Origin of the sequence: Streptomyces aurantiaciflavus, assembly GCF_049808595.1 — a bacterium.
GTDB lineage: Bacteria > Actinomycetota > Actinomycetes > Streptomycetales > Streptomycetaceae > Streptomyces.
In genome coordinates, this window is sequence record NZ_JBNCAQ010000030.1 from 54,845 (window position 1) to 75,481 (window position 20,637).

At 71.6% G+C, this 20,637-nt stretch carries 17 protein-coding genes; 8 read left to right on the plus strand and 9 right to left on the minus strand.

Annotation, left to right across the window (positions count from 1 at the left end; translation table 11 throughout):
• The first annotated feature begins 56 nt into the window (after positions 1-56).
• A complete protein-coding gene (locus tag ACPT94_RS30490; RefSeq protein ID WP_360335871.1) occupies positions 57-1,052 on the plus strand; it encodes an ABC transporter ATP-binding protein in 996 nt (331 codons plus the stop codon).
• A 70-nt stretch (positions 1,053-1,122) separates the two neighbouring features.
• Here the strand turns inward: ACPT94_RS30490 and ACPT94_RS30495 are convergent, their stop codons facing one another.
• The 3 genes from ACPT94_RS30495 to ACPT94_RS30505 all read right to left on the minus strand — a co-directional run bounded on the left by ACPT94_RS30495 (position 1,123) and on the right by ACPT94_RS30505 (position 3,764).
• Entirely contained in the window at positions 1,123-1,827 is a 705-nt protein-coding gene (locus ACPT94_RS30495; RefSeq protein WP_360335930.1) for an ABC transporter ATP-binding protein, read from the minus strand.
• A gap of 220 nt (positions 1,828-2,047) precedes the next feature.
• Entirely contained in the window at positions 2,048-3,052 is a 1,005-nt protein-coding gene (locus tag ACPT94_RS30500; protein WP_360335869.1) for an NADP-dependent oxidoreductase, read from the minus strand.
• A gap of 25 nt (positions 3,053-3,077) precedes the next feature.
• The gene (locus ACPT94_RS30505) at positions 3,078-3,764 is read right to left on the minus strand and encodes an SDR family oxidoreductase (protein WP_360335867.1); all 687 of its coding nucleotides are present in this window, start codon (positions 3,762-3,764) and stop codon (positions 3,078-3,080) included.
• Positions 3,765-3,881: 117 nt separating this feature from the next.
• Here ACPT94_RS30505 and ACPT94_RS30510 point away from each other — a divergent pair, with 117 nt between their 5' ends.
• Positions 3,882-4,442: a TetR/AcrR family transcriptional regulator gene (locus tag ACPT94_RS30510; RefSeq protein ID WP_425247306.1), complete on the plus strand. Its 561-nt coding sequence runs from the start codon at positions 3,882-3,884 to the stop codon at positions 4,440-4,442.
• A gap of 207 nt (positions 4,443-4,649) precedes the next feature.
• The gene (locus ACPT94_RS30515) at positions 4,650-5,126 is read left to right on the plus strand and encodes a hypothetical protein (RefSeq protein ID WP_425247307.1); all 477 of its coding nucleotides are present in this window, start codon (positions 4,650-4,652) and stop codon (positions 5,124-5,126) included.
• A gap of 34 nt (positions 5,127-5,160) precedes the next feature.
• Here the strand turns inward: ACPT94_RS30515 and ACPT94_RS30520 are convergent, their stop codons facing one another.
• Positions 5,161-5,808 carry a dihydrofolate reductase family protein gene (locus ACPT94_RS30520; protein ID WP_360335863.1) on the minus strand — a complete coding sequence of 216 codons (648 nt, stop codon included), beginning with the start codon at positions 5,806-5,808 and terminating at the stop codon, positions 5,161-5,163.
• Between the two features lie 224 nt (positions 5,809-6,032).
• On the opposite strand from ACPT94_RS30520, the gene ACPT94_RS30525 reads away from it, so the two are divergent.
• Genes ACPT94_RS30525 through ACPT94_RS30535 form a run of 3 tightly spaced genes read left to right on the plus strand, consistent with a single transcriptional unit; the run spans position 6,033 to position 10,788 of the window.
• Complete coding sequence (locus ACPT94_RS30525; RefSeq protein ID WP_425247308.1) at positions 6,033-8,468, plus strand: protein kinase domain-containing protein; 2,436 nt, start codon at positions 6,033-6,035, stop codon at positions 8,466-8,468.
• A complete protein-coding gene (locus ACPT94_RS30530) occupies positions 8,465-9,256 on the plus strand; it encodes a serine/threonine-protein kinase (RefSeq protein WP_425247309.1) in 792 nt (263 codons plus the stop codon). The genes ACPT94_RS30525 and ACPT94_RS30530 overlap by 4 nt, the downstream gene beginning before the upstream one ends.
• The gene (locus ACPT94_RS30535; RefSeq protein ID WP_425247310.1) at positions 9,253-10,788 is read left to right on the plus strand and encodes an outer membrane protein assembly factor BamB family protein; all 1,536 of its coding nucleotides are present in this window, start codon (positions 9,253-9,255) and stop codon (positions 10,786-10,788) included. Before ACPT94_RS30530 ends, ACPT94_RS30535 begins: the two co-directional genes overlap by 4 nt.
• A 37-nt stretch (positions 10,789-10,825) precedes the next feature.
• Here ACPT94_RS30535 and ACPT94_RS30540 read toward each other — a convergent pair whose 3' ends face one another.
• The 5 genes from ACPT94_RS30540 to ACPT94_RS30560 all read right to left on the minus strand — a co-directional run bounded on the left by ACPT94_RS30540 (position 10,826) and on the right by ACPT94_RS30560 (position 16,005).
• The gene (locus tag ACPT94_RS30540) at positions 10,826-11,467 is read right to left on the minus strand and encodes a response regulator (RefSeq protein ID WP_360335857.1); all 642 of its coding nucleotides are present in this window, start codon (positions 11,465-11,467) and stop codon (positions 10,826-10,828) included.
• The gene (locus ACPT94_RS30545) at positions 11,464-12,720 is read right to left on the minus strand and encodes a sensor histidine kinase (protein WP_425247311.1); all 1,257 of its coding nucleotides are present in this window, start codon (positions 12,718-12,720) and stop codon (positions 11,464-11,466) included. Before ACPT94_RS30545 ends, ACPT94_RS30540 begins: the two co-directional genes overlap by 4 nt.
• Before the next feature lie 128 nt (positions 12,721-12,848).
• Complete coding sequence (locus ACPT94_RS30550; RefSeq protein ID WP_425247312.1) at positions 12,849-13,988, minus strand: ABC transporter substrate-binding protein; 1,140 nt, start codon at positions 13,986-13,988, stop codon at positions 12,849-12,851.
• 241 nt (positions 13,989-14,229) lie between these two features.
• Positions 14,230-14,871: a hypothetical protein gene (locus tag ACPT94_RS30555; RefSeq protein ID WP_360335851.1), complete on the minus strand. Its 642-nt coding sequence runs from the start codon at positions 14,869-14,871 to the stop codon at positions 14,230-14,232.
• Between the two features lie 132 nt (positions 14,872-15,003).
• Positions 15,004-16,005 (minus strand): pectate lyase family protein, encoded by a 1,002-nt coding sequence (locus tag ACPT94_RS30560; protein ID WP_425247313.1) that lies wholly within the window; start codon positions 16,003-16,005, stop codon positions 15,004-15,006.
• 245 nt (positions 16,006-16,250) lie between these two features.
• On the opposite strand from ACPT94_RS30560, the gene ACPT94_RS30565 reads away from it, so the two are divergent.
• Positions 16,251-19,436 (plus strand): glycoside hydrolase, encoded by a 3,186-nt coding sequence (locus ACPT94_RS30565; protein WP_425247314.1) that lies wholly within the window; start codon positions 16,251-16,253, stop codon positions 19,434-19,436.
• A 118-nt stretch (positions 19,437-19,554) separates the two neighbouring features.
• Entirely contained in the window at positions 19,555-20,571 is a 1,017-nt protein-coding gene (locus ACPT94_RS30570; RefSeq protein ID WP_360335928.1) for a LacI family DNA-binding transcriptional regulator, read from the plus strand.
• The last annotated feature ends 66 nt before the right edge of the window (positions 20,572-20,637 follow it).

The following is a 20,637-nucleotide window of genomic DNA, read 5'->3' on the forward strand; positions in this document are numbered from 1 at the left end:
AGACAAAGCGCCCTCCGGAACCGGCCCGTGCCCCTCCGACCACCCAGGAGCAGCCGATGACCAGCAGCCCGACCTTCCACGACCTCGCCGACCGTGCCCTCGCCGCGCGCAACGCCGCTGCCTACGGTCACGACGCCCTCATCACCTGCGACCGGCTGGTACGGATCTTCTCCGCCGACGGCGTGGAGGTCCAGGCACTGCAAGGCCTCGATCTCCTCGTCCGCAAGGGAGAGCTCATGGCCCTGGTCGGCGCCTCCGGCAGCGGCAAGTCCACCCTCATGAACATCCTGGCCGGACTGGACAAACCCACCGCCGGCGCGACCCGTGTCGCCGACCACGACCTGGTCACGATGTCCTCCAAGGAACGACTCGCCTACCGTCGCAAGACCGTCGGCTTCGTCCGGCAGCAGACCTCCCACAATCTCCTGCCTTATCTCACCGCCGCGCAGAACGTCGCCCTGCCCCTGCAGTTGGCTCGCGCCCGAGGCCGGCGCCGAACCTGGGCCAACCGCGTCATGGAACTCCTCGACCTGCTGGACGTAGCCGAATGCCGCGACCGACGGCCGCACCAGATGTCCGGCGGCCAGCAGCAGCGCGTCGCCCTCGCCGTCGCCCTCGCCAACGATCCCGCGGTCCTGCTCGCCGATGAGCCCACCGGTGAACTCGACTCCCACACCGCCGAACAGGTCTTCGCCGCGTTCCGCACCGCCAACGAGGAGTTGGGGACCACCATCGTGATCGTCACGCACGATCAGTCCGTTGCCGGAGAGGTCCGCCGTACGGTCGCCATCCGGGACGGCCGCACGGCGACGGAAGTCCTGCGCCACAGCGAAGTCGACTCCGCCACCGGCCAGGAGAACCTGGTCGCTCGCGAATACGCCATGCTCGACCGGGCCGGTCGCCTCCAACTCCCCGCCGAGTACACCCGGGCCCTGGGGATGCGCGACCGCGTCGCTCTGGAACTGGAGCCCGACCACATCGCCGTCCGCCCGGACGACGCCCGGAACGACCGTCACGGCCAGGGCTCAGCCGAGGAACAGCCGCGGCTCTGAGACGAACCGAGTGCATCGGCCCGCCTCCTCCGACGTGGCCTGATGTCGGACCCCGCGTCTGCGGTGTGATTCAGACGACTGGGCCAGGCTCGGCGATCTGGCCGTCCTTCAGCTCCAGCACACGATCGGCAAGGTCGAGAAGTGTCGTGTCATGGGTGGCCACGAGAGCCGTGATCCGCTCGCTGCGGACGACCGCGCGCAGCAGCTCCATCACGGAGTGCCCGGTCTCCGCGTCCAACTGGCCGGTCGGCTCGTCGGCGATGAGAATCGAGGGACTGTTGGCCAAGGCGCGAGCGATGGCGACCCGCTGGCGCTGCCCGCCCGACAACTCACCCGGGCGCTGCGCGGCATGGTCCGCGAGCCCCACGAGGGACAGCAGCAGTTCGACGCGCTCCCGCCGCTCGCGCGCGTCCGCCCTGCGCAACCGCAGTGGTACGCCCACGTTTTCGGCAGCCGTGAGGACAGGGATGAGCCCGAACGACTGGAAGACGAAGCCGATGCGCTCCCGGCGCAGCGCGAGGAGGGCGTCCTCACCCTGGTCCCGAAGGTGCAGCCCGTCGATGGTGACGCGTCCGCTGTCCGGTTCGTCCAGACCGCCCACGATGTTGAGCAAAGTGGTCTTGCCCGAGCCCGAGCGTCCCTTGACAGCAACGAGTTCCCCCCGAGGGACCTCGAAGGAAACGCCACGCAGGGCATGAACGGCGCTGGCGCCACGACCGTACGACTTGTGCACATCCGCCACCTGCAGCATGGCTGCGGTCACCGCCTGGCCCATCACGCCCCCGTATGCTCCGCTGTTTCCGCAGCGCGCCAGTATCTCACCCGGCAGAACAACCGGCAAAGCATGATGTGCTACGGCGCTTCCGTTCTCATGCGTCGGACCCTCCGGCGAGTCACGGTGTGTCAAGGAAGCGGATGCCCCGGTGGGGCATGTCGGCGATGGTCGTCTCAGCCGCAGGACCGGGGGGTGGCTTCATGGGGCGGCCGGCGGTTTGTCACGTCATCGCGACGACGACCTTTCCGGCCTTCGCGCGCCCCTTCCCGAGGTACTCCAACGCTTCCCGGGTCGACTCGAACGGGAAGACGCGGTCGACGACGGGCCGGATGTGGCCGGCGTCGACGAGAGCGGTGAGCTCCCGCAGTTGGTCCCCGTTCGCCTTCATGAAGAGGAACTCGTACGTCACGTGACGGCGACGTGCGCGGCGCCGGGTTCCGAAGCTCAGCGCGGCCATGACTGTCCGGAGGATCGGGTTTGCTCCCAGCTCCCTGGCGAAGGCGGCGTCGGGAGGTCCGGCGATGCTGATGACCTTCCCGCCGGGCTTGAGCACCTGCAGGGACTTCTCGAGCGTCTGTCCGCCGAGTGGGTCGAGGACGACGTCATAGTCGTGCAGGACCGTCTCGAACGCTTGCTCCTTGTAGTCGACGACGACGTGCGCGCCCAGGCTCTTCACCAGGTCGATGTTGGCCGTGCCCACGGTCGTGGCCACGTCCGCACCCAGGTGTCGGGCCAGCTGGATCGCGATGGTGCCCACGCCGCCGGAGCCCGCGTGGATGAGGACCTTCTGCCCCGGCCGCACGTGAGCCCGCTCGACCAGGGCCTGCCATGCGGTCAACGCGACCAGGGGGAGGGATGCGGCCTCCTCCATGGTGAGCGTGGCCGGTTTGAGCGCCACGTCGTCCTGGTGCACCGCGATGAGCTCGGCGAACGTGCCGATCCGGTCCTTGTCGGGGCGCGCGTACACGTCGTCGCCCACGGCGAACCGTGTCACGGCCGCACCCACCTCGACCACCGTTCCGGCCAGGTCGTTGCCCAGGATGAACGGGACCCGGTACGGCAGAATCAGCTTGAAGTCCCCGTCGCGGATCTTGAGGTCGAGCGGGTTGACGCTCGCGGCGTGGATCCGGACCAGGACGTCGTCCGCGCCCACGGGCGGCTGCGGCACCTCAGCGGCACGGACGCCGGCCGTGTCGCCGTAGCGCTCGACCATGATGGCCTTCATCGTCGTCTCCCTCGGGTGTCGCGACTCAGGCCGCATTGGGCGCCAGGGCCAGGCCCTGCTTGACGAACCGGGTGGTCTCGTCGGCGAGGATCTCGGGCAGGCCCTGCTCGATGCCGCTCAGGGCCTGGGCGGCGACATCGGCGGGGTCGGCCTTCTGATCGGCCGGGATCACACTGGCCATGTCGGTGTCCATGTAGCCGACGTGCAATGCCGAAACGGTGATGCCGTGGGGTGCCAGCTCCTCGCGGGCAGCGCCGGTCATCGCCCAGGCGGCGGCCTTGGCTGCCGCATAGGCCCCGAGGTCGGCGGGGTGCAGCCAGGACAGCACGGACAGGACGTTGAGCACGGCCCCGCCGCCATTGCCGGCGATGACCGGGGCGAAGGCCCGGGTCACGGCGAGCGGTCCGAAGAAATTGGTCGCCATCTCCAGGCGCACCACGTCCGGGTCGCCGGCAAGCAGCGGGGTGCCGGTGGAGATCCCCGCGTTGTTCACCAGCAGCGTCGCATCGGAGGCGACATGGGCCGCGGCCCGGATCGACTCCTCGTCGGTCACATCCAGGCGAAGCCGGACGGCACCGGGCAGGTCCACGCTCTCGGGGCGGCGCGCCGCCGCGTAGACCTTGGCTCCGCGCTCCAGGAGCTGGGCGGCCAGCTGCCGTCCCAGTCCCCGGTTGGCTCCGGTGACCACGGCGACCGCGTTCTCGAGTTCCATGTCTGCTCCCTGCGCTGTTGTCACTCGGCGGCCGGGCCCGGCCGCAATTAGATTACGTATGAAATCTAAACTGCTGCCTACGATAGATGACAACCGGCATCCAACGGAAGGTGACCCATGGGTCGCGTGTCACAGGCACAGGCACAGAAGAACCGTGAGCGGGTGGTGGAGACCGCCTCCCGGCTGTTCCGTGAACAGGGTGTCCACGTCAGCGTCACCGACCTGATGAAGGCCGTCGGCCTGACGCACGGCGGCTTCTACAAGCGGTTCGCCTCCAAGGAGGCACTTGTCGACGAGGCCATCGCGCACGCTTTCACCGAACTCGCCCGGTTCCACAGGGCCGGCTTCGAGCGGCATGCCGGACAGCGCGACTCGGCCCAGCAGGAGCTGATCGACGCCTACCTCTCCGTAGAACACCGCGACAACGCGGCGGAGGGCTGCCCCGTCGCCGGGCTCGCCACTGACATGGCCCGCCAGAGCGGCTCTCACGAGGCCCGCCGCGTCTACGCCGAGGGCGTGCGCGCCTTCGCCGACGCGCTCGCCACCGAGGACCAGGACGGAATCACGCGGCTGTGCACCATGCTCGGAGCCCTCGTCCTGGCCCGCGCCACCAAGGACTTCCCGATCTCGGAGGAGATCCTCACCGCCGCGCACGGAGCGTTGACGACACGCGGCTGATCCGGAAAAGGCCCGTCTGCTCGCCCGGTCCCGGCGAAAGCCACTGCTCCAGTTGCAGGGCCTTTCTCGTGAAACCCCGTGGCGGCGTGACCGCGGGCTCCTCCTGGGACCGCGTCATTCCGAGGGCTGCCGCGCTCTGTGACGCGCTGGCCCGGCCGTGGTGCTGCCTGTCGCGGCCCGGATCACTGAGCCCGCATTCCGCCGAGCGTGGCCGCTCGGCTGCCCCTCGACCGGATGCGTCTGCCCATGGCCGAACTCGGCTGGTACCCGGGCGGGCTGATGATCGGCGGTGCGATGACGTCCGACCATCACGCCCACCTTCGCCACGACATCGCCCCCGCGCTGGGGCGGCCGGTTCCGGGCACCGACGCGAACCGGATGGCCACCGTCCTGGAGTGGATGTTCGCCGTCCTGAGGAATCAGTGGCGGTCGGCGCGGCCTGACTGGTTCGTCCGTCCCCTCACGGTCGTGCTGGAAGGACCGGGCGGAGGCATCCGGTCCGTGGGCCCGGGCGGCGTCGTGACGACCGGATCGTCGGGCAGGCCGGCGGCCACGATCACCGGACGGGCCGTCGAGTCCCCGGAGTGGGCCACCCACCGGGCCGACCGGCGCGATCGGGACCTGAGGATCTCCGGGGACGCCGACTACGCCACTCGTTTCCTCGACTTCGTCAGGGTGGTGTGAGCGCCTGCTCCCGAACGTCCGGCAGCCGCTCCTGTCACTTTCGCCAGAAGAGGTGGTGCGTCACGCCGCTCGGGCTGGGCACGACCTCGAGGTGGAACCGGTCGAGCAACTCGTCGGGCGACTCCCAGAGGCGTAGCCCGGACCCGAGCTTGACCGGTGAGACCGCCACATGCATGGTGTCGACGAGGTCGGCGTCAAGGAACTGCCGGATGGTGGTGACGCCGCCGCCGAGTCGGACGTCCCTGCCCCGCGCCGCCTCCCGCGCCTGTTCGAGGACCGTGGCGGGTTCGCCGTCGACGAAGTGGAACGTGGTGTCGGAGAGCGTGAACGAAGGACGCTTGTGGTGGGTCATGACGAACACCGGGGTGCCGAACGGGGGCTTGTCGCCCCACCAGCCACGCCACTCATGGTCCTGCCAGGGCCCGCGGTGGGGCCCGAACTTGTTGCGGCCCATGATCTCGGCGCCGATGTTGTGTGCGTAGTCCCGCGTGAAGTAGTCGTCGAGGCCCCGGCTTCCCCCGGGGTCGGTGCGCATGGGCCAGCTCGCCGTGGCGCCGGCCCAGGCGAACAGCCTCCCGGGATCGACGTGGCCGAACGGACGCTCGAGGCTCTGGTCCTCGCCGGCGCCGATCCCGTCACTGGAGACGTTGAAGTTCTGGACTCTCAGTAGCTGCTGAGCCACTTGTTCCTCCTGCTGTCGCTGATGACGATGGTGAGACTCCCCGGGCCGGGAAAACTCATCGCCGCGCGGGCGCAGGCGATGACAGAGCGCCAGGCCTGCCGCGAAGCCGGGCCGCGGCCCGGCCCGTCGGGAGCTTCACAGGTTGCCCGGTCGGCGCACCCTCCGACAACGGCGCGGAAGCGGCTACGATCACCCGTCGACGAGCGACGGGGGGAGCCTGAGCCGTGCGCGAGGGACAGAGAGAGCGACGTACCGCGGACGACGGCGCGGCGCGCCGCGTCGGGCCCTACGTCCTCGAACGGCTGCTCGGCGAAGGGGGGATGGGGGAGGTCCACCTCGCCCGGCGGGCCGACTCGGGCGACGGCCCCCCGGTGGCGTTGAAGGTCGTACGCGCCCGGCTGGCCCGCGACCCCGACTTCCTGGCGTGGTTCCGGCGCGAGGTGGCGGCCGCCCGCAAGGTCGACAGCCCGTTCGTCGTGCCGCTGGTCGACGCCGACACCGAGGCCGTCCAACCCTGGCTGGCGACCGCCTTCGTACCCGGTCCGACACTCGCCGACGAGATCGAGTCCTCCGGCCCGGTGCCGGAGGACCGGCTGCGCGAGCTCGGCCGTGCGCTGGCCGGCGCGCTGACGGACATCCATGCCGCGGGCCTGGTCCACCGCGATCTGAAACCGTCCAACGTGCTGCTGCATCCGGACGAGGGGGCCCAGGTGATCGACCTGGGCATCGCACGTGCCGTGGACGGGACGCGGCTGACGGCGACCGGCCTCGTGGTCGGCTCGGCCGGCTTCATGGCGCCCGAGCAGCTCACGGATGACGGCGCGCGTCCGGCGAGCGACGTGTTCGCGCTGGGCGCGGTGCTCGCGTACGCGGCGACCGGCAGACACCCGTTCGGCAGCGGGCCCGCGCACCGGATCGGCCACCGGACGCTGACCGAGGAGGCGGACCTGCACGGGGTACCCGCCGCGCTGCTGCCGCTGCTGGTCTCCTGCCTCACCAAGGACCCGACGCAGCGGCCCACGCCGCACCGGATCAGGGATGCGCTCACCGGCCCCGCCTCGTTACCGGAGCCTGGTTCGGCCCCGACGGTGCCGCTCGGCCCGGGACGGTCGCCGTCCCCGGGGAAACCACGCCAGGGCCGGCCACCCCGTCCCGCTTCCGCGTCTTCCGCGTCGGCGTCCGCGTCCCCTCCGGCTCGTCGGACCGTCCTCGGCCGCCGGGCCGCCCTCCTCGCCGGCGCGGCCGTCCTCCTGGCGGGCGCCCTGACCGCAGGCGTCCTGGCGCTGCGCGGTGGCGACGCTCCGTCCGCCGACGGGAGCGCCGAGAAGCGGGCGACGGCCCGCCCGTCGCCCGCGGTCCCCCCGCTCGCCGAACCGGTCAGCGCTCTCGGCCCGGCCGTCCCCCGCGGCGTCTGGTCGCTGTCCTGGCAGGACACCGTCATCCTCCAGGACGCCAACAGGGCGGAGTACGACAAGGCGACGGAGCACGGCAACGACTACGCCCTCGAGGCGTGGCTCACCGACCGGGTGCTCGCCCGCGTCGGTCGCCGGTCCGTCCAGGGACTGTCCCCCGACACGGGCCGGGTCCTCTGGACGCTGAAGCCGCCTGCCCCCGGGCTGGTGCCCTGCGCCGCCTCCCGCACCGCACAGGACGGCGTCGGCGCGGTCGTCTTCGGCCAGGCCAACCAGAACGGCGAGAACCGCGGAAACGCCGACTGCGACCGTGTCGTCGCGGTGGACCTGGCTTCCGGCACCGCACTGTGGGAGCACCGTCGACCGGGTGACACGCATGCCACCGACGGCATCGACTCGGACGTCCTGGGCATCGCCGAGGACCGCGTCGTCGTCATGACCGGCGATCTGGTGACCGCGTGGCGCCTGCGCGACGGCGCCCCCGCCTGGTCGCACACGGGCAGCCGCGACAGGTGTGTGATCAACGGGATGGCCGTCGGGCAGTCCAGTGTCGTCGAGGCGCTGACCTGTCCGGCGACGGAGCAGTCCCGCCTCAACGCCCGTCCCACGACGGTCCGTTCGGTGAACGCCGCCGACGGCCGGGTCCGCTGGACGTCCACGGTCCCGGACGACGTACCCGTCGCACGCGTCGAGACGGCCGAGCCCCCGGTCATCAGTCTGCCCGGGCCGATCGGCGACACCGAGGGCCCCGTGATGATCTTCGGCAACGACGGAGAACCGGGTCCACAACTGCGCGAGGCACAACCCCAGGGCACGCTCGGTGCCTGGACGCGCAACCGTTTCCAGCTCACCCCCGCCTTCTTCGGATGGCGCGACACCGTCCTCACCCTCACCCAGTACGACGGCGAACGGCAGACCGGCACGGACGGGGTCGCGGCACTCGACTCCCGTACCGGGAAGATCCGCTGGCACCGACCGGCACCCAGCGGCTCCCGGCCGGTGATCGCGGGCGTCGACGACCGCGGCGTACTGGTGGTCCATGTGACGGAACCGGGAACGACCGCCCTGGTCCGCTACGCGCTGGACGACGGCACGCCGACGGCGGCCGGGGAACTTCCCCGACTGCCGGACCGGGCGGAGTTCGACGGCGTCCGCCTGTACGGGGACCGGCTGGCGCTGATGACCGGTGAGCACAACCTGCTGACCAAGGGAGCGATGATGTTCCGCGCACCGGGGGGCCGGTCGTGACCGAGGGGACGACACCGCTGGCGCCGGAGGACCCGCGACGGATAGGCGGTTACCGGCTCCTCGGCCGGATCGGGCAGGGCGGCATGGGACGGGTGTTCCTGGCCGAGGACGCCGAAGGCCACCGGGTCGCGGTCAAACTGGTCCACGAGGAGTTCACGGCCGACCCGGAGTTCCGCAGGCGCTTCTCCCGCGAGGTGGAGGCGGCGGGGCAGGTGCTGAGCTTCTTCACCGTGCCGCTGGTGGACTCCGGCGCCGATGCGGAGACCCCGTGGCTCGCCACCCAGTACGTCTCCGGTCCCTCGCTGAGCGCCGCCGTGCGCCGCGACGGGCCGCTGCCCGTGGAACGGCTGTGCTCGCTCGCCGCGGCGCTCGGCGAGGCGCTCATCGTCATCCATGCGGCGGGCATCGTGCACCGCGACCTCAAACCGTCCAACGTGCTGCTGGCCGACGACGGTCCCCGGGTGATCGACTTCGGCATCGCGAGGGCGGCGAACTCGGAGGAGCTGACGCGCGCGGGCCATGCGCTGGGCACCTTCGGCTACGCGCCGCCCGAGCAGATCGTCGCGGAGGAGCCGGTCGGGCCGGCCGGTGACGTCTTCTCCCTCGGAGGCGTGTTGCTGTTCGCGGCGACAGGCCGCGAACCCTTCGGCGAGGCTCCGCCGGCGGTGCTGGCGTACCGGACCGTGTACGAGGAACCCGAACTCGACGGTGTGCCCGAGGAGTTGACCGCGCTGGTTCGGCGCTGCCTGGCCAAGGACCCCGCGAGAGGCCCACTCCGCGCGAGGTGATCGCCGCCGCCCGTGCCGCCCAGTCGCGGGTACGCGGCGGACCGGTTCCGGCCCGCACGGCCGAGGAGCCCACGTCGTACCGCATCGCTCCGCCCGCGCCCGCCTCCCCGTCCCTGCCCGCCCCCGCATCCGGCCCAGGCCCCGGTCCGGGGACGGACGCCGAGCCGGGCGGAGGGCCGGAGCAGCCGCGTCGGCGCCGTCGCGGGGCGCTCATCGCCGCGACCGCCGCGGTCTCCGTTGTCGCGCTGGCCGTCGCGGGCGTGGTGTACCTGCCGGACCTGGGCGACAACAAGCGGAACGCGGGCGGCGCGACCAGAGAGCGGCCCGGCGTCAGTCCCGCCGCCGACGGCGCCGACCCGCTTCCGGACGTCACCGCGAAGGGCGACCGCCGGGCCCTGTGGACCGCGCAGCCGGGAGTCTCCGAAGTCGACTCGGAGGTCATGGGCGCCTGGCTGACCCCCAGCGCGCTGGTACGCATCGACGCCTCCGGGATCCGCGGCTTCGCCCCTCGCACCGGAACCGCCGAGTGGACCGTCGCACCGCCCGCCAAGGGCCTCGTGCCCTGCGGGGCCTCGGACGCCGCGACGGCGACCAGCGGCGGCGTGGGACTCGTCCGGTTCGGCAGGGCCTACACCTCGCCGGCCGCCTGCGACGTCGCCGCGGCCCTGGACACCGCCACCGGCAGGCTGCTGTGGCACCGCCAGGTCGGTGAGGCACCCCGGGCTGTCGCCTCGGTGTCCGGCGGCACGATGGTGGTGTCCGGCGAGGAGGGCCTCCTCGGGCTCGACCGGGTGACCGGCGAGCGGATCTGGACGTACCCCTGGACCCGGGGGAACTGCGAGGTGGACGACGTGGTCCCCGGTGTGCGCACGGTCGCCGTGTCCGACACGCGCGACGAGGAGGACATCGACGCCAAGCGCGTCGTCGAACTCGACATCGTCACCGGCAGGACCCGCGCCACCCATGACATCGAGCGGAGCGGAGCCACATCCGTGGAGCTCGTGGCGGCCGAGCCCGTCGTGGCCCAGTACGCCGACCCGTCCGGCGACGCGTATCTGCGCGTCCTCGGCTCCGACGGCGCAGAGCCGGTCGACCTGCCGGTCAAGCAGTCCTTCGGCACCTTGCGCCTCCTCGGGCCCCTCGTCGGGGAGGGCGTGCTGGTGACGGAGGCGGAGTCGGGCCCGGGCGGCACGGCTCGGGGACTGGCGGCGATCGACCTCGACACGGGAAAGGTCCGCTGGCACACCACGACGCGGGAGGAGGTCCTCGAACTGGAACCGCTGCGGATCCAGGGCGACTCGCTCTACGTCGTGGAGGGCGAGGACACGGAAGACCCGGGCGACTGGTCGTTCACGGTGCGCCGCCGCTCCCTGGCCGACGGCACCGTGACCGAGAGCGGCAAACTCCCCACCCCCTACCAGCGGAACCACCCCGACCGGCTGCTCGCCTCCAAAGGCCTCCTCGTCCAGGTCAACCAGTCCGACGAGTACGGCCTCGCGGCATTCGACACCGGGCCGGGCAGCGGTTCGTGAGCGCCGCGCCCCGGGCGGCGAAGGGGTGGGGTCGGCACTAGTTGAGTTCCAGCAGGCCCAGGCGGACCGCCTCGGACACCGCGGCCGTCCGGTTGTCCACGCCGAGCTTCCGGTAGATGCGCACCAGGTGGGTCTTGACCGTCGCCTCGCTCAGGTGCAGCGACCGGGCCATGTGGCGGTTGCTGTGGCCGTCGGCCGTCAACCGCATCACCTGGGACTCACGGTGTGTCAACTCCGGTCCCGGCGAGACGACTTGGCCGACCAGGTGGCCGACCAGTTCCGGTGCGAGGCCCACCCCGCCCTCGGCGGCGCTGCGCACGGCCCGGAAGAGGTCCTCGGGAGGACCGGCCTTGAGCACGTAGCCACGGGAGCCGGCCTCCAGCGCGCGCACGACGTCGGCGCGTCCCGAGTAACTGGTCAGCATCACCACCGGCGTCCGCGGAGCCTCGGCGGACAGCCGACGGACCGCCTCCACACCGTCGATGCCGCCGCCCCCGAAGCGCAGGTCCATCAGCACGACGTCGGGTGCCAGCCGGACGGCGAGACGGACGGCCTCTTCGCCGCTGTGCGCCTCCGCGACCACGTCGAGGTCCGCCCTGCCCTCCAGCAGCGCCCGTAGCCCGGCCCGGACGACGGCGTGGTCGTCGGCGATCAGCAGGCGCAGCGGGGAGGACGTCATCGGGTCGCCGCCAGGGCCTCGGACCCGACCGTGCGGGCACGCCGATGGTCGGGGACGGTGGCGCGGACCCGGGTACCCCCGCCAGGCAGGCTGTGGACAACCAGATCACCGCCGTCCTCACGCAGCCGCGCCCGGGCCGAGGGGAGACCGAACCCCCGGCCGTCCCGGGATGCGGACCCGGTGCCGGCGGGGTCGAAGCCCACACCGTCGTCGCACACCTCGAGCTCGACGCGGCCCGGGTGATGGCGCAGCGTCACCAGCAGGTTGGTGGCCCGGGCGTGTTCACGGACGTTAGCCAGCACGCTCTGCGCCACGCGGAACAAGGTGGTCGCGGTCTCCTCGTCCAGGTCCGGGCGGCGTCCTCCCCAGGAGCGGAACTGCACGCGGGACGCCGCTCCTTCCAGTTGTGCACGGGCGCACAGCAGCCGCAGGGAGTCCTCCAGCCCGGCCTCGGCGACGGGGACCGGGGTGAGGTCCTGGATGATCCGACGGGTCTCGGCTAGCCCCGCGTCCAGCCCGTCGGCCACCGCACGCACCCGGGCACGCGCCGTGTCGGGCCGCTCGGTCCAGTCCTGCTCGGCCGCCTGCAGCAGCATGAGACTGCCGGACAGTTCCTGGGCGAGGGTGTCGTGCAGGTCCCGGGCGATGCGCGCGCGTTCCTCCAGCACACCGCTGCGGTGCCGCTCGTCCGCCAGGACGTCACGCGTGCTGCGCAACTCCTCGACCAGCCGCTGGCGCTGCGCGACGTTCCGCTGCTGCGTCCGGTACAGAGCCACGGTGCCCCACACGGCCGCCACCGGGATGAGCACCATCTCCGCGTCGAATCCACCCGCGGTCCGGGTCAGTTGGCCGACCAGGAAGACGGTGATGGCGAGTACCGCGACGCCGGCCGCCCTCGGGCCGAGCGCGTGCAGCGCCACGCACGCCAGCGGCACGGCACACCAGATGTACGCACCGGTCAGCGGCGGCGGGTTGAGGAGGACGAGGAACCCCCACAGCAGCAGGAGGACCGTGACCCAGGCATGCCGGGCCGGCCTGCCCAGCCGGTGCCAGAGCGCCAGACCCGCCGCATAGGTCAGCGCGAGCAGTCCGCTGACGGCCACGATCTCCCGGCACAGGGGGATGTCCAGACGGACGAGGCGGACCAGCGCGGCACCCACGACGAGGAAGAACACGAGGTGCGGCAGGTGCTCCACGGACAACCGGCTGCTGCGGCCCGACGCGGCTGCGTGGGCGGTGCCGGGATCGGACACGGCAAACCCCCTGGATGATGATCCACTGGGACAGGAGGGCCGAGTCTATCCATCGCCTGTATGACCGACGTGAAGGGCGGACCGCCGGCCCACGGGGTGCGGGCGCGGGCCGGCGGCGCGGTCGGGGGCTACGCCCCCGGGTGAAGGCCGAGCCAGCCGGGGGTGGGATCGCCCTTCACCTCGCCGAAGTACAGGGCGAAGGTCTGCTTCCAGCGCTCCACCTCGGCACGGTCGGCCATGAAACGGGGGAAGCCGTCCAGGTGGGCGTCGGGGTACTCCCAGAGCGGCTTGAGACCGGCCGGGGGAGCGACGTCGGTGCGCACCGACCAGCCGTTGAAGGAGTTCCGCTGCCACTCGGTCGACAGCTGCCAGTTGAGGAACAGCTTGGCGGCCGCGGAGTTCTTGGCCTGCTTGAGGATGGCCATGCGCTGGCCCCAGCCCATGAAGGGGTGCCCGTCGGCGATCACGAACTTCACCGGAGACGACGAGGAGGGGACCGCCGAGCCCGCGGTGCCGACGCCGATCGCCTTCTGCCCGGCGAAGACGGCCTCGCCGGGGGAGTTGCTGCCCCGTGCGAACCGCACGTCCTGCGCGGCCAGCTTGGCCACCCACTCCCAGCCGTACGTCTGGGCGTACAGCTTGTAGAGGTAGAGGACCGCGTCGTCGTCGTGCGGGTACGACGACGCGATCTTCCCCTTCCACTTCGGATCGACCAGTTCGAGCGGGTTGCGGGGCGCGTCCGAGCCCACGGCCGCCGTGCCGTACAGGAAGCTGAAGGCGATCGCTCCGGTGGCCACCCACGCGCCCTGCGGGTCCTTGAACGCGTCGTACACCTTCGAGAACCCGGCGGGCTTGTAGTGCAGGAGCCTGCCCTGCTGCTTCCAGCGGACGAAGTCCTGCAGCGTCTGCAGCTGTACGACGTCGGGGACGAGGGTGCCGGTGGCGAACTGGTTGTCGACGCGGACGTCGTGGTACTTGCTGTAGTCGACGATCAGCGTCAGGTCGATGTCGGGGAAGCGCGCCTTGAAGCCCGCCTTGGTGCCGTCCTGCTGGGTCGGCGTGTCACCGCCGGCGTAGACGACGAGCTTCCCGCCCTCCGCGAGGGCCGCCCGGTACAGCTCGTCGAGCGTGCGCGTCTCCTCGGCACCGGCCGCATGCCGGGCCGCGGCGGGAGAGGCCGAGGCGGTCGGGGCGCCGAACGCGCCGGCTCCGAGAGCGGCGCCCGCGCCTACCGCGAGGACGCGTCGCCTGCTGGGAAAGATGGACATGCCGAGGAGACCTACTTTCATGGGGGGGTGTGGACAGGGCCCGGCACGATGGGCGGTGTTCATTCAAATGTCGCCGAGCCGGGCTTCGCGTCGTCCATGGGGCCAGAAAGCGCCCCAGGAGGTGGAACCTGCGTTCAACCATTCGGTTGACGCGCCTGTCGTATCCCCTCGGGCCACCGGGTCGTGGTGGCCGGCGGCGTGCCCGCGAGCGCTTGGGGCCCCCGGGCACCGGCCCCTCGGATCACAGACCGTCGCGCACCAGGGCGGCGACGATGCGGACGTGGCGGTCGGCCGCCGTGTTCGAGAACTCGTTCTCGTAGTTGAGGCCGTACGGCCAGAAGTGGCCACCGCCGGTGGACAGTTTGGCGCCCGAACCGTCGAACTGCCTCACCAGTGCCGTGGCCTGCGCGCCGGTCCAGGTGCCGCTGCCGCCGAGGCGAGACCATCCCGAGCTCGTGCCCACGCCGATGGTGTGGGCGATCTCGTGCAGAGCGGTCCGCTCGGTCATGTAACCGCGGTTGCCGAAGCGGATGGTTCCGTTGATGTTGCCGTCGGCGGTGGGCACGCCCGGGTCGTACCGGACGGTGATGGTCTTGCCCAGGTCGCTCAGGTTGTTGTAGCGGGCCACCGCGGCGTTCATGGCCCTGGTGATGAGGTCGTAGGCCGTGCGCTGGTCCTGGGTGGGGTTGGCGGCTCGTTCGAGGGTCCAGGTGATGGCGGCGGCCGCCGTCACCCGTTCCTGCGCTGCCGGTGCGGTCCGGGGGGTGGCCTGCGCGATGCCCGGGCCTGCCAGTACGGCGGCTGTCAGCGCGGCCACGACCGCCTTGTTGCGCCAGGGCACGGGCGTGCGCCGATCGGGAGTCGGGGCTCGTCGGGAACTCATCGAGGGGTCCTCCTGTGGGGGGTGGGCCGTCGCACGGGGGGGCGACGGTCGATCGGTCCGTCCGCTGAGGGTGCGGGCGGACCGACGGTGGTCGCGGGGGTCTGACCAGGCCGCGGCGGTGGTGACGGTCGTTCAGGCGCCGATCTTCCCCACGCCCGCACCGGCCCGTACGAGGGAGGGCACGTCGGCCGCGCGGTCCAGCGTGTACGAGTAGTACGTGCGCGGCTCGGTCACGGTGCCGTTGGTCTCGCAGGCACCGGACCCGGAGAAGACGTTGTCGCGCTGGACCAGCCGGCCCGGTCCCGACTCGTCGTAGCCACTGGCCGAATGGCAGGGGTGGGGGACGGTCTCGAAGTAGTTGCCCTCGACCAGCACTCCGGCGTTCATGGTCGACGCGACGCCGTAGACGGCGTTGCCCCTGTAGTAGTTGTTGTAGACGTGCACCGGTTCGCCGAACCGCACGCGCGGATGCCGCTGCCTGGAGCCGTCGAAGAAGTTGTGGTGGATGGACACCTTCAACTTGCCCGTGTCCTGACCGCTGTTGGCGTCGGAGTGGCCGAGCAGCATGCTCTTGTCGGTCTTGTTGAACCAGTTCCACGACACGGTGACGTACTGGGAGCCGCGGACGATGTCGACCGCCCCGTCGACGGGGGCGACGAACTCGTTGTGGTCGATCCAGATGTGATGCGACTCCTGGCCGACGTTGACGGCGTCGTCCTCGGCGCCGGTGAACCTGATGTTGCGCACGATGACGTTGGAGGAGCGGTGGAAGTCCAGGCCGCCGCCGTTGATGACGGCCGAGGAACCGACTCCGACGATCGTCTTGTCGGGGCGTACGCCCTGCTTGCTGGTGATGTCGATGGTGCCCTGGACCCGGATGACCAGCGGGCCCGTGGTGTCGATGTACTCCAGGAACTGCTCGGTGGTGGTGGCGGTCACGGTGGGGCCGCCGGCTCCGCCGGTGGTGCCGTTCCGGCCGAGCGCGTCGACAGCGGCGAAGCCGGTGGGTGACGCCTCCGCCAGGGGTGCCGGTGTGCTCTCGGTGGCGGCTCCGGCCGGCGCTGTCACCGTGCCGAGCAACAGGGCGAGCGTCAGAGCGGGAACGCCACGTGCGGCGCGTGACGACGACCTCATGGGGTTCCTCCCGGGCGAGGGGGCGGATCTTGGAGGGTCGTGCGGAGACAAAGGCTGGAGAAAGCGCTTTCCAAGTTTCCCGGATGCTAATGACGCGTTGTGAGCATGTCAACGAAGCCAACGCGTCCTCATGCGCCGCCCGAACCCGCCCGCCGTCTTGACGAGTTCATTACTGTGCTCAAACATGCCCTGAGCGCGATTCCTTCTGTTCGGTCCTGTTCGGCTCTGTGTTGGAAGGGAGTGCCGTGTCCCCTCGGCATCGCATCGTCCGGGCATTGACGCCCACGGTTCCCCTGGTGCTGGGCGCGAGCCTCGTCGCCGCGCCCGCGGCGAGCGCCGACCCGGCACCGCACAGCGCGGTCACCGTGCGGATCGACCCGTCCTACCAGCAGCAGGAGTTCGAGGGATGGGGCACGAGCCTCGTCTGGTTCGCCAATGCGACGGGCGGCTACCCGGACCCCATCCGAAGACGGCTCGTGGACATGCTGTTCGGCGCGGACGGCCTCCGCCTCAACATCGCCCGGTACAACATCGGCGGCGGCAACGCTCCGGATGTCCGCAAGGACTACATGAAGACCGGCGCCACCATGGACGGCTTCTGGAAGGCCCCCGAGGGAACCACCCGGCAGGACATGGACTGGTGGAACCCGAACAACCCGGACCACTGGAACTGGGACGCCGACGCCGGCCAGCGCTGGTGGGTGGACCAGATCAAGGACAAGGTCACCCGCTGGGAGGCGTTCAGCAACTCGCCGCCCTGGTTCCAGACGGTCAGCGGCTACGTCTCCGGGGGCTTCGACGCGAGCGCCGACCAGATCCGCGCGGACCGCGTCGACGACTTCGCCACCTACCTGGTGCGGGTCACCGAGCGCCTGGAGCAGGCGCACGGCATCGAGTTCGACACGATCGACCCGCTCAACGAGCCCAACACCCCGTACTGGGGCACCCAGCTCGGGGCGGACGGCCGGCCCACGGGCGGCCGCCAGGAAGGCGCGCACGCGGGCCCGGAGCTCCAGCAGAAGGTCGTCCTCGCGCTCGGCAAGGCGCTCGACGGGGCACGGACCGGCGCCCGGATCTCCGCGATGGACGAGACCAACCCCGGCATCTTCACCCAGAACTGGAACGCCTACGGCACCGCGGCGCGAGCCGCCGTCGACCAGCTCAACGTGCACACCTACGGCACGAGCATGCGCACCAGCGCCCGGGACATCGCCAAGGGCGCGGACAAGAAGCTGTGGATGAGCGAGGTCGAGGGCACCTGGGGCACCGGCACCGACTTCACCGGCATGGAACCGGGGCTCGGCATGGCCACCCGGATGGTCGACGACATGCGGGAACTGGAGCCCTCCGCCTGGGTGTTCTGGCAGCCGATCGAGGACGCCGTCCCGCAGGCCGCGGCGGGCAAGAACTGGGGCAGCATCCACGTGCCGTTCACCTGCACGGCCGAGGACACCCTGGAGACCTGCCCGATCCGGGCCAACTCCAAGTTCCACACCATCCGGAACTTCACCCACTACATCCGCCCCGGCGATCACTTCGTGAAGGTCGACGATCCGTCGAGCGTCGCCGCGGTGCAGCGGTCCGGCCGTACGGCGACCGTGGTGCACGTGAACAGCGGCACCACCGCGCGCTCGGTGACCCTCGACCTCTCGCGCTTCGGCAAGGTCGCGCCGCGGGCCTCCGTGACGCCCGTGGTGACGAGCACCGCCGGCGCCCTGGTACGGGGCACACCGGTCCGGGTGACCGACCGGTCGGCCACGCTCGTCGTCCCCGCCAAGTCGGTCACGACCTTCCTGGTCGAGGGCGTCGGCGGCGTGGCGCGGGATGCCGCTCTCGTTCAGCCCGGGCATGTCTACCGGCTCCAGGGGGCGCAGAGCGGCAAGTCGCTGGCGCCGTCGGACGACGGCAGCGGCGTCGTCATCCGGACGACCGACGCCGGCAGCGCGGAACAGCTGTGGTCCGTCCGGAAGCTGACGCGCGGCACCGACCACCGCGAGCGCTACGCCCTCACCCATGCCAGGACCGGCAAGAGGCTCGCCGTACGCGACGGTGGAGCCGTCCTGGAGGAGCCGCAGGCCGGGCGGGTCCCCGAGGCCGCGCAGTGGATCATGTCCACGACCGGCGACGGCACCTGGACGTTCGTCAACGCCGCGACCGGCCGCCTGGTCGACGTCACGGGGCAGTCGACCGCGGAAGGCGCCAAGGTGTCGACGTACACGCCGACGTCGGCGGCGAACCAGCGCTTCACCGTGATCGACGAGACCGTGGCGCGTACCGAGCCGGCCGAGGCGTTCACCGTCCCCGGTCTGCGGCCCGAGCTGCCGACGACGGTGACGCCGGTCCTCCGGGACGGCGCCCGGGGTGCGCTCCCCGTCGTGTGGAAGCTTCCGCCGGACCGGACGTGGCGCGATCCCGGGACGGTGCGGGTCAGGGGCGAGGCGACCGATCCCCTCGGGCGGAGGATCCCCGCGCTCGCGGTCGTCACCGTCGACACGATCGTCTCGACCCTTCCGGGACGCGCCAAGACCTACGTGGGCGGCACGCCGGACCTTCCGGCCACGGTCGTCGGCATCGGCCGAAACGGCGGCCGGGCCGTCCTTCCGGTGACGTGGGACCCGGCCCCCGAAGGGGCGTTCGACGCGACCGGGGTCGTGACGCTGCGCGGCGTCGCCCGGGTGGTCGGCGGCGACACGGTCGGCGCGGCGGTGCGCGTGCAGGTCACGGAACCGGTGGAGACCAACATCGCCGCGGACGACGGCGTCTCGGTCGCCGCCACGTTCACCGAGAGCGGGTACTCCGCGGAGCGCCTGCGCAACGGCGACCTGACCGAGAAGGCCTGGTCCAACTGGAAACCGGGGAACACCAAGAACCCCTCCGACACCGTCACCTTCACCCTGCCGAAGGCACGGGACCTGGACCGGATCGTCGCGCACTTCTACCGGGACGGGAACAACGCCTCGTTCCCCGAGACCCTGAAGGCGCAGGTGCGGTCGGCCGACACCGGTGAGTGGGCCGACGCCGGCGGCCCCGTCACGGTCGGGACCGAGGGGACGCCGGTGGTCGAGGTACCGCTGGCGGCGGAACCGGCGTCCGAGGTGCGCGTCGTCATGACCGCGCGCCAGGGCGGCTACATCACCATGAGCGAGATCGAGGTGTACGCCAAGGCCCCCGGGGTCTCCTCGGATGCCGCCGCCGCGTCCGTCGAGGTGTCCGGAAACCCGATCCCGTCGTTCGACCCCGAGACGACCACGTACCGGGTCGTCACCGGCGCCCCGGGCCGGAGCCGGGTCACGGCGACGGCACGCGACCCGTACGCGACGGTCGCCGTCGAGCGTCTCGACGAGCCCGGCGGAGTGTCGGCCGTCGTCTCCGTGACCGGCGAGGACGGGTCACGGACCCGGGTGTACCGGATCCACCTGGTACGACGCTGAGCCTCGGGACGACCTTGTGGGTGGCTCGCCGGGACTGGCTAGGATGCGGGCCATCGGACATCGGGAGACACCAGTGACGCGAGTGGGAGGACGGGGTGGGAACCCCGCGCCGCGCAGCGTGGACGTGGCCCGGCTGGCGGGCGTCTCGCAGAAGACGGTGTCGAGGGTCCTCAACGGGGAGCGCTACGTCTCCGACGAGGTGCGCCGGCGTGTGCTCGAAGCGGCCGAGGAACTCGGCTACCGGCTGAACAGCGCGGCCAGGGCACTGGCCTCCGGGCGGACCCGCGCCATCGGCGTGGTCACGCTGGGAACCGCACTGTACGGGCCCGCCTCGCTCATGATCGGTATCGAGCGGGCCGCCCGGGACGCGGGATACGCGCTCCGGGTGGTCAACACATTGGAAGGCGACCCGGGAGGCGTCCTCGGTGCCGTGGAATCGCTGCTGGAGCAGGGCGTGGACGGCATCGTCGTCTCCGAGCCGATCGACGAGGGAGGGATCGCCCCCGACGTCGACGTGCCGGTCCTCGTGCTCGGCGCACCGGCGGCGTTCGGCGGCCCCCGGGCGGTGGCCACCGGGGTGGACGCCGAACTCCTCGCGCGAGTGGCGACCGAGCACCTGCTGGATCTGGGACATGCGACGGTCCATCACCTCGCGGGCCCGCAGCGGTGGTTCGCCGCCCGGGACCGCCTCGCGGGCTGGCGCGGCGCTCTCGAGGCCCACGGCAGGGAGCAGCCGTCCGTGCTCGTCGGCGACTGGTCGGCCGCGTCGGGATACGCGGCCGGCCGTGAGCTCGCCTCCGACGGTGACGTGACCGCGGTGTTCGCCGCCAACGACGACATGGCCATCGGTGTGATCCGCGCGCTCACGGAAGCCGGCCTGCGCGTGCCGGACGACGTCAGCGTGGTCGGCTTCGACGACATCCCCGTCGCCGCCTATGTGACCCCTCCCCTGACCACGGTGCGTCAGCCGTTCGACGCCGTGGCGCAGGAGGGACTGCGGCTCCTGGTGCAGGCCATCGAGAAACCGGACGTGGAGCTGCCGCCGGTCCACGAACCGCCGGTCGAACTCGTCGTCCGCGCCTCGACCGCGCCCCCGCCGGCCCGAAGCACCCCGGGACGCGGGCGCCGCGCCTGACGTCCGACGCGTGAACAAAGGTCGAGGCCCGGCCCTGGGGGCCAGGCCTCGACGTGGGACGCCATG

Excerpts from the sequence above, each read along its gene's own strand:
- ACPT94_RS30490 (WP_360335871.1), top strand. The coding sequence starts at position 57 with ATGACCAGCAGCCCGACCTTCCACGACCTCGCCGACCGTGCCCTCGCC.
- ACPT94_RS30495 (WP_360335930.1), bottom strand. The coding sequence starts at position 1,827 with ATGGGCCAGGCGGTGACCGCAGCCATGCTGCAGGTGGCGGATGTGCAC.
- ACPT94_RS30500 (WP_360335869.1), bottom strand. The coding sequence starts at position 3,052 with ATGAAGGCCATCATGGTCGAGCGCTACGGCGACACGGCCGGCGTCCGT.
- ACPT94_RS30505 (WP_360335867.1), bottom strand. The coding sequence starts at position 3,764 with ATGGAACTCGAGAACGCGGTCGCCGTGGTCACCGGAGCCAACCGGGGA.
- ACPT94_RS30510 (WP_425247306.1), top strand. The coding sequence starts at position 3,882 with ATGGGTCGCGTGTCACAGGCACAGGCACAGAAGAACCGTGAGCGGGTG.
- ACPT94_RS30540 (WP_360335857.1), bottom strand. The coding sequence starts at position 11,467 with ATGACGTCCTCCCCGCTGCGCCTGCTGATCGCCGACGACCACGCCGTC.
- ACPT94_RS30550 (WP_425247312.1), bottom strand. The coding sequence starts at position 13,988 with ATGTCCATCTTTCCCAGCAGGCGACGCGTCCTCGCGGTAGGCGCGGGC.
- ACPT94_RS30555 (WP_360335851.1), bottom strand. The coding sequence starts at position 14,871 with ATGAGTTCCCGACGAGCCCCGACTCCCGATCGGCGCACGCCCGTGCCC.
- ACPT94_RS30560 (WP_425247313.1), bottom strand. The coding sequence starts at position 16,005 with ATGAGGTCGTCGTCACGCGCCGCACGTGGCGTTCCCGCTCTGACGCTC.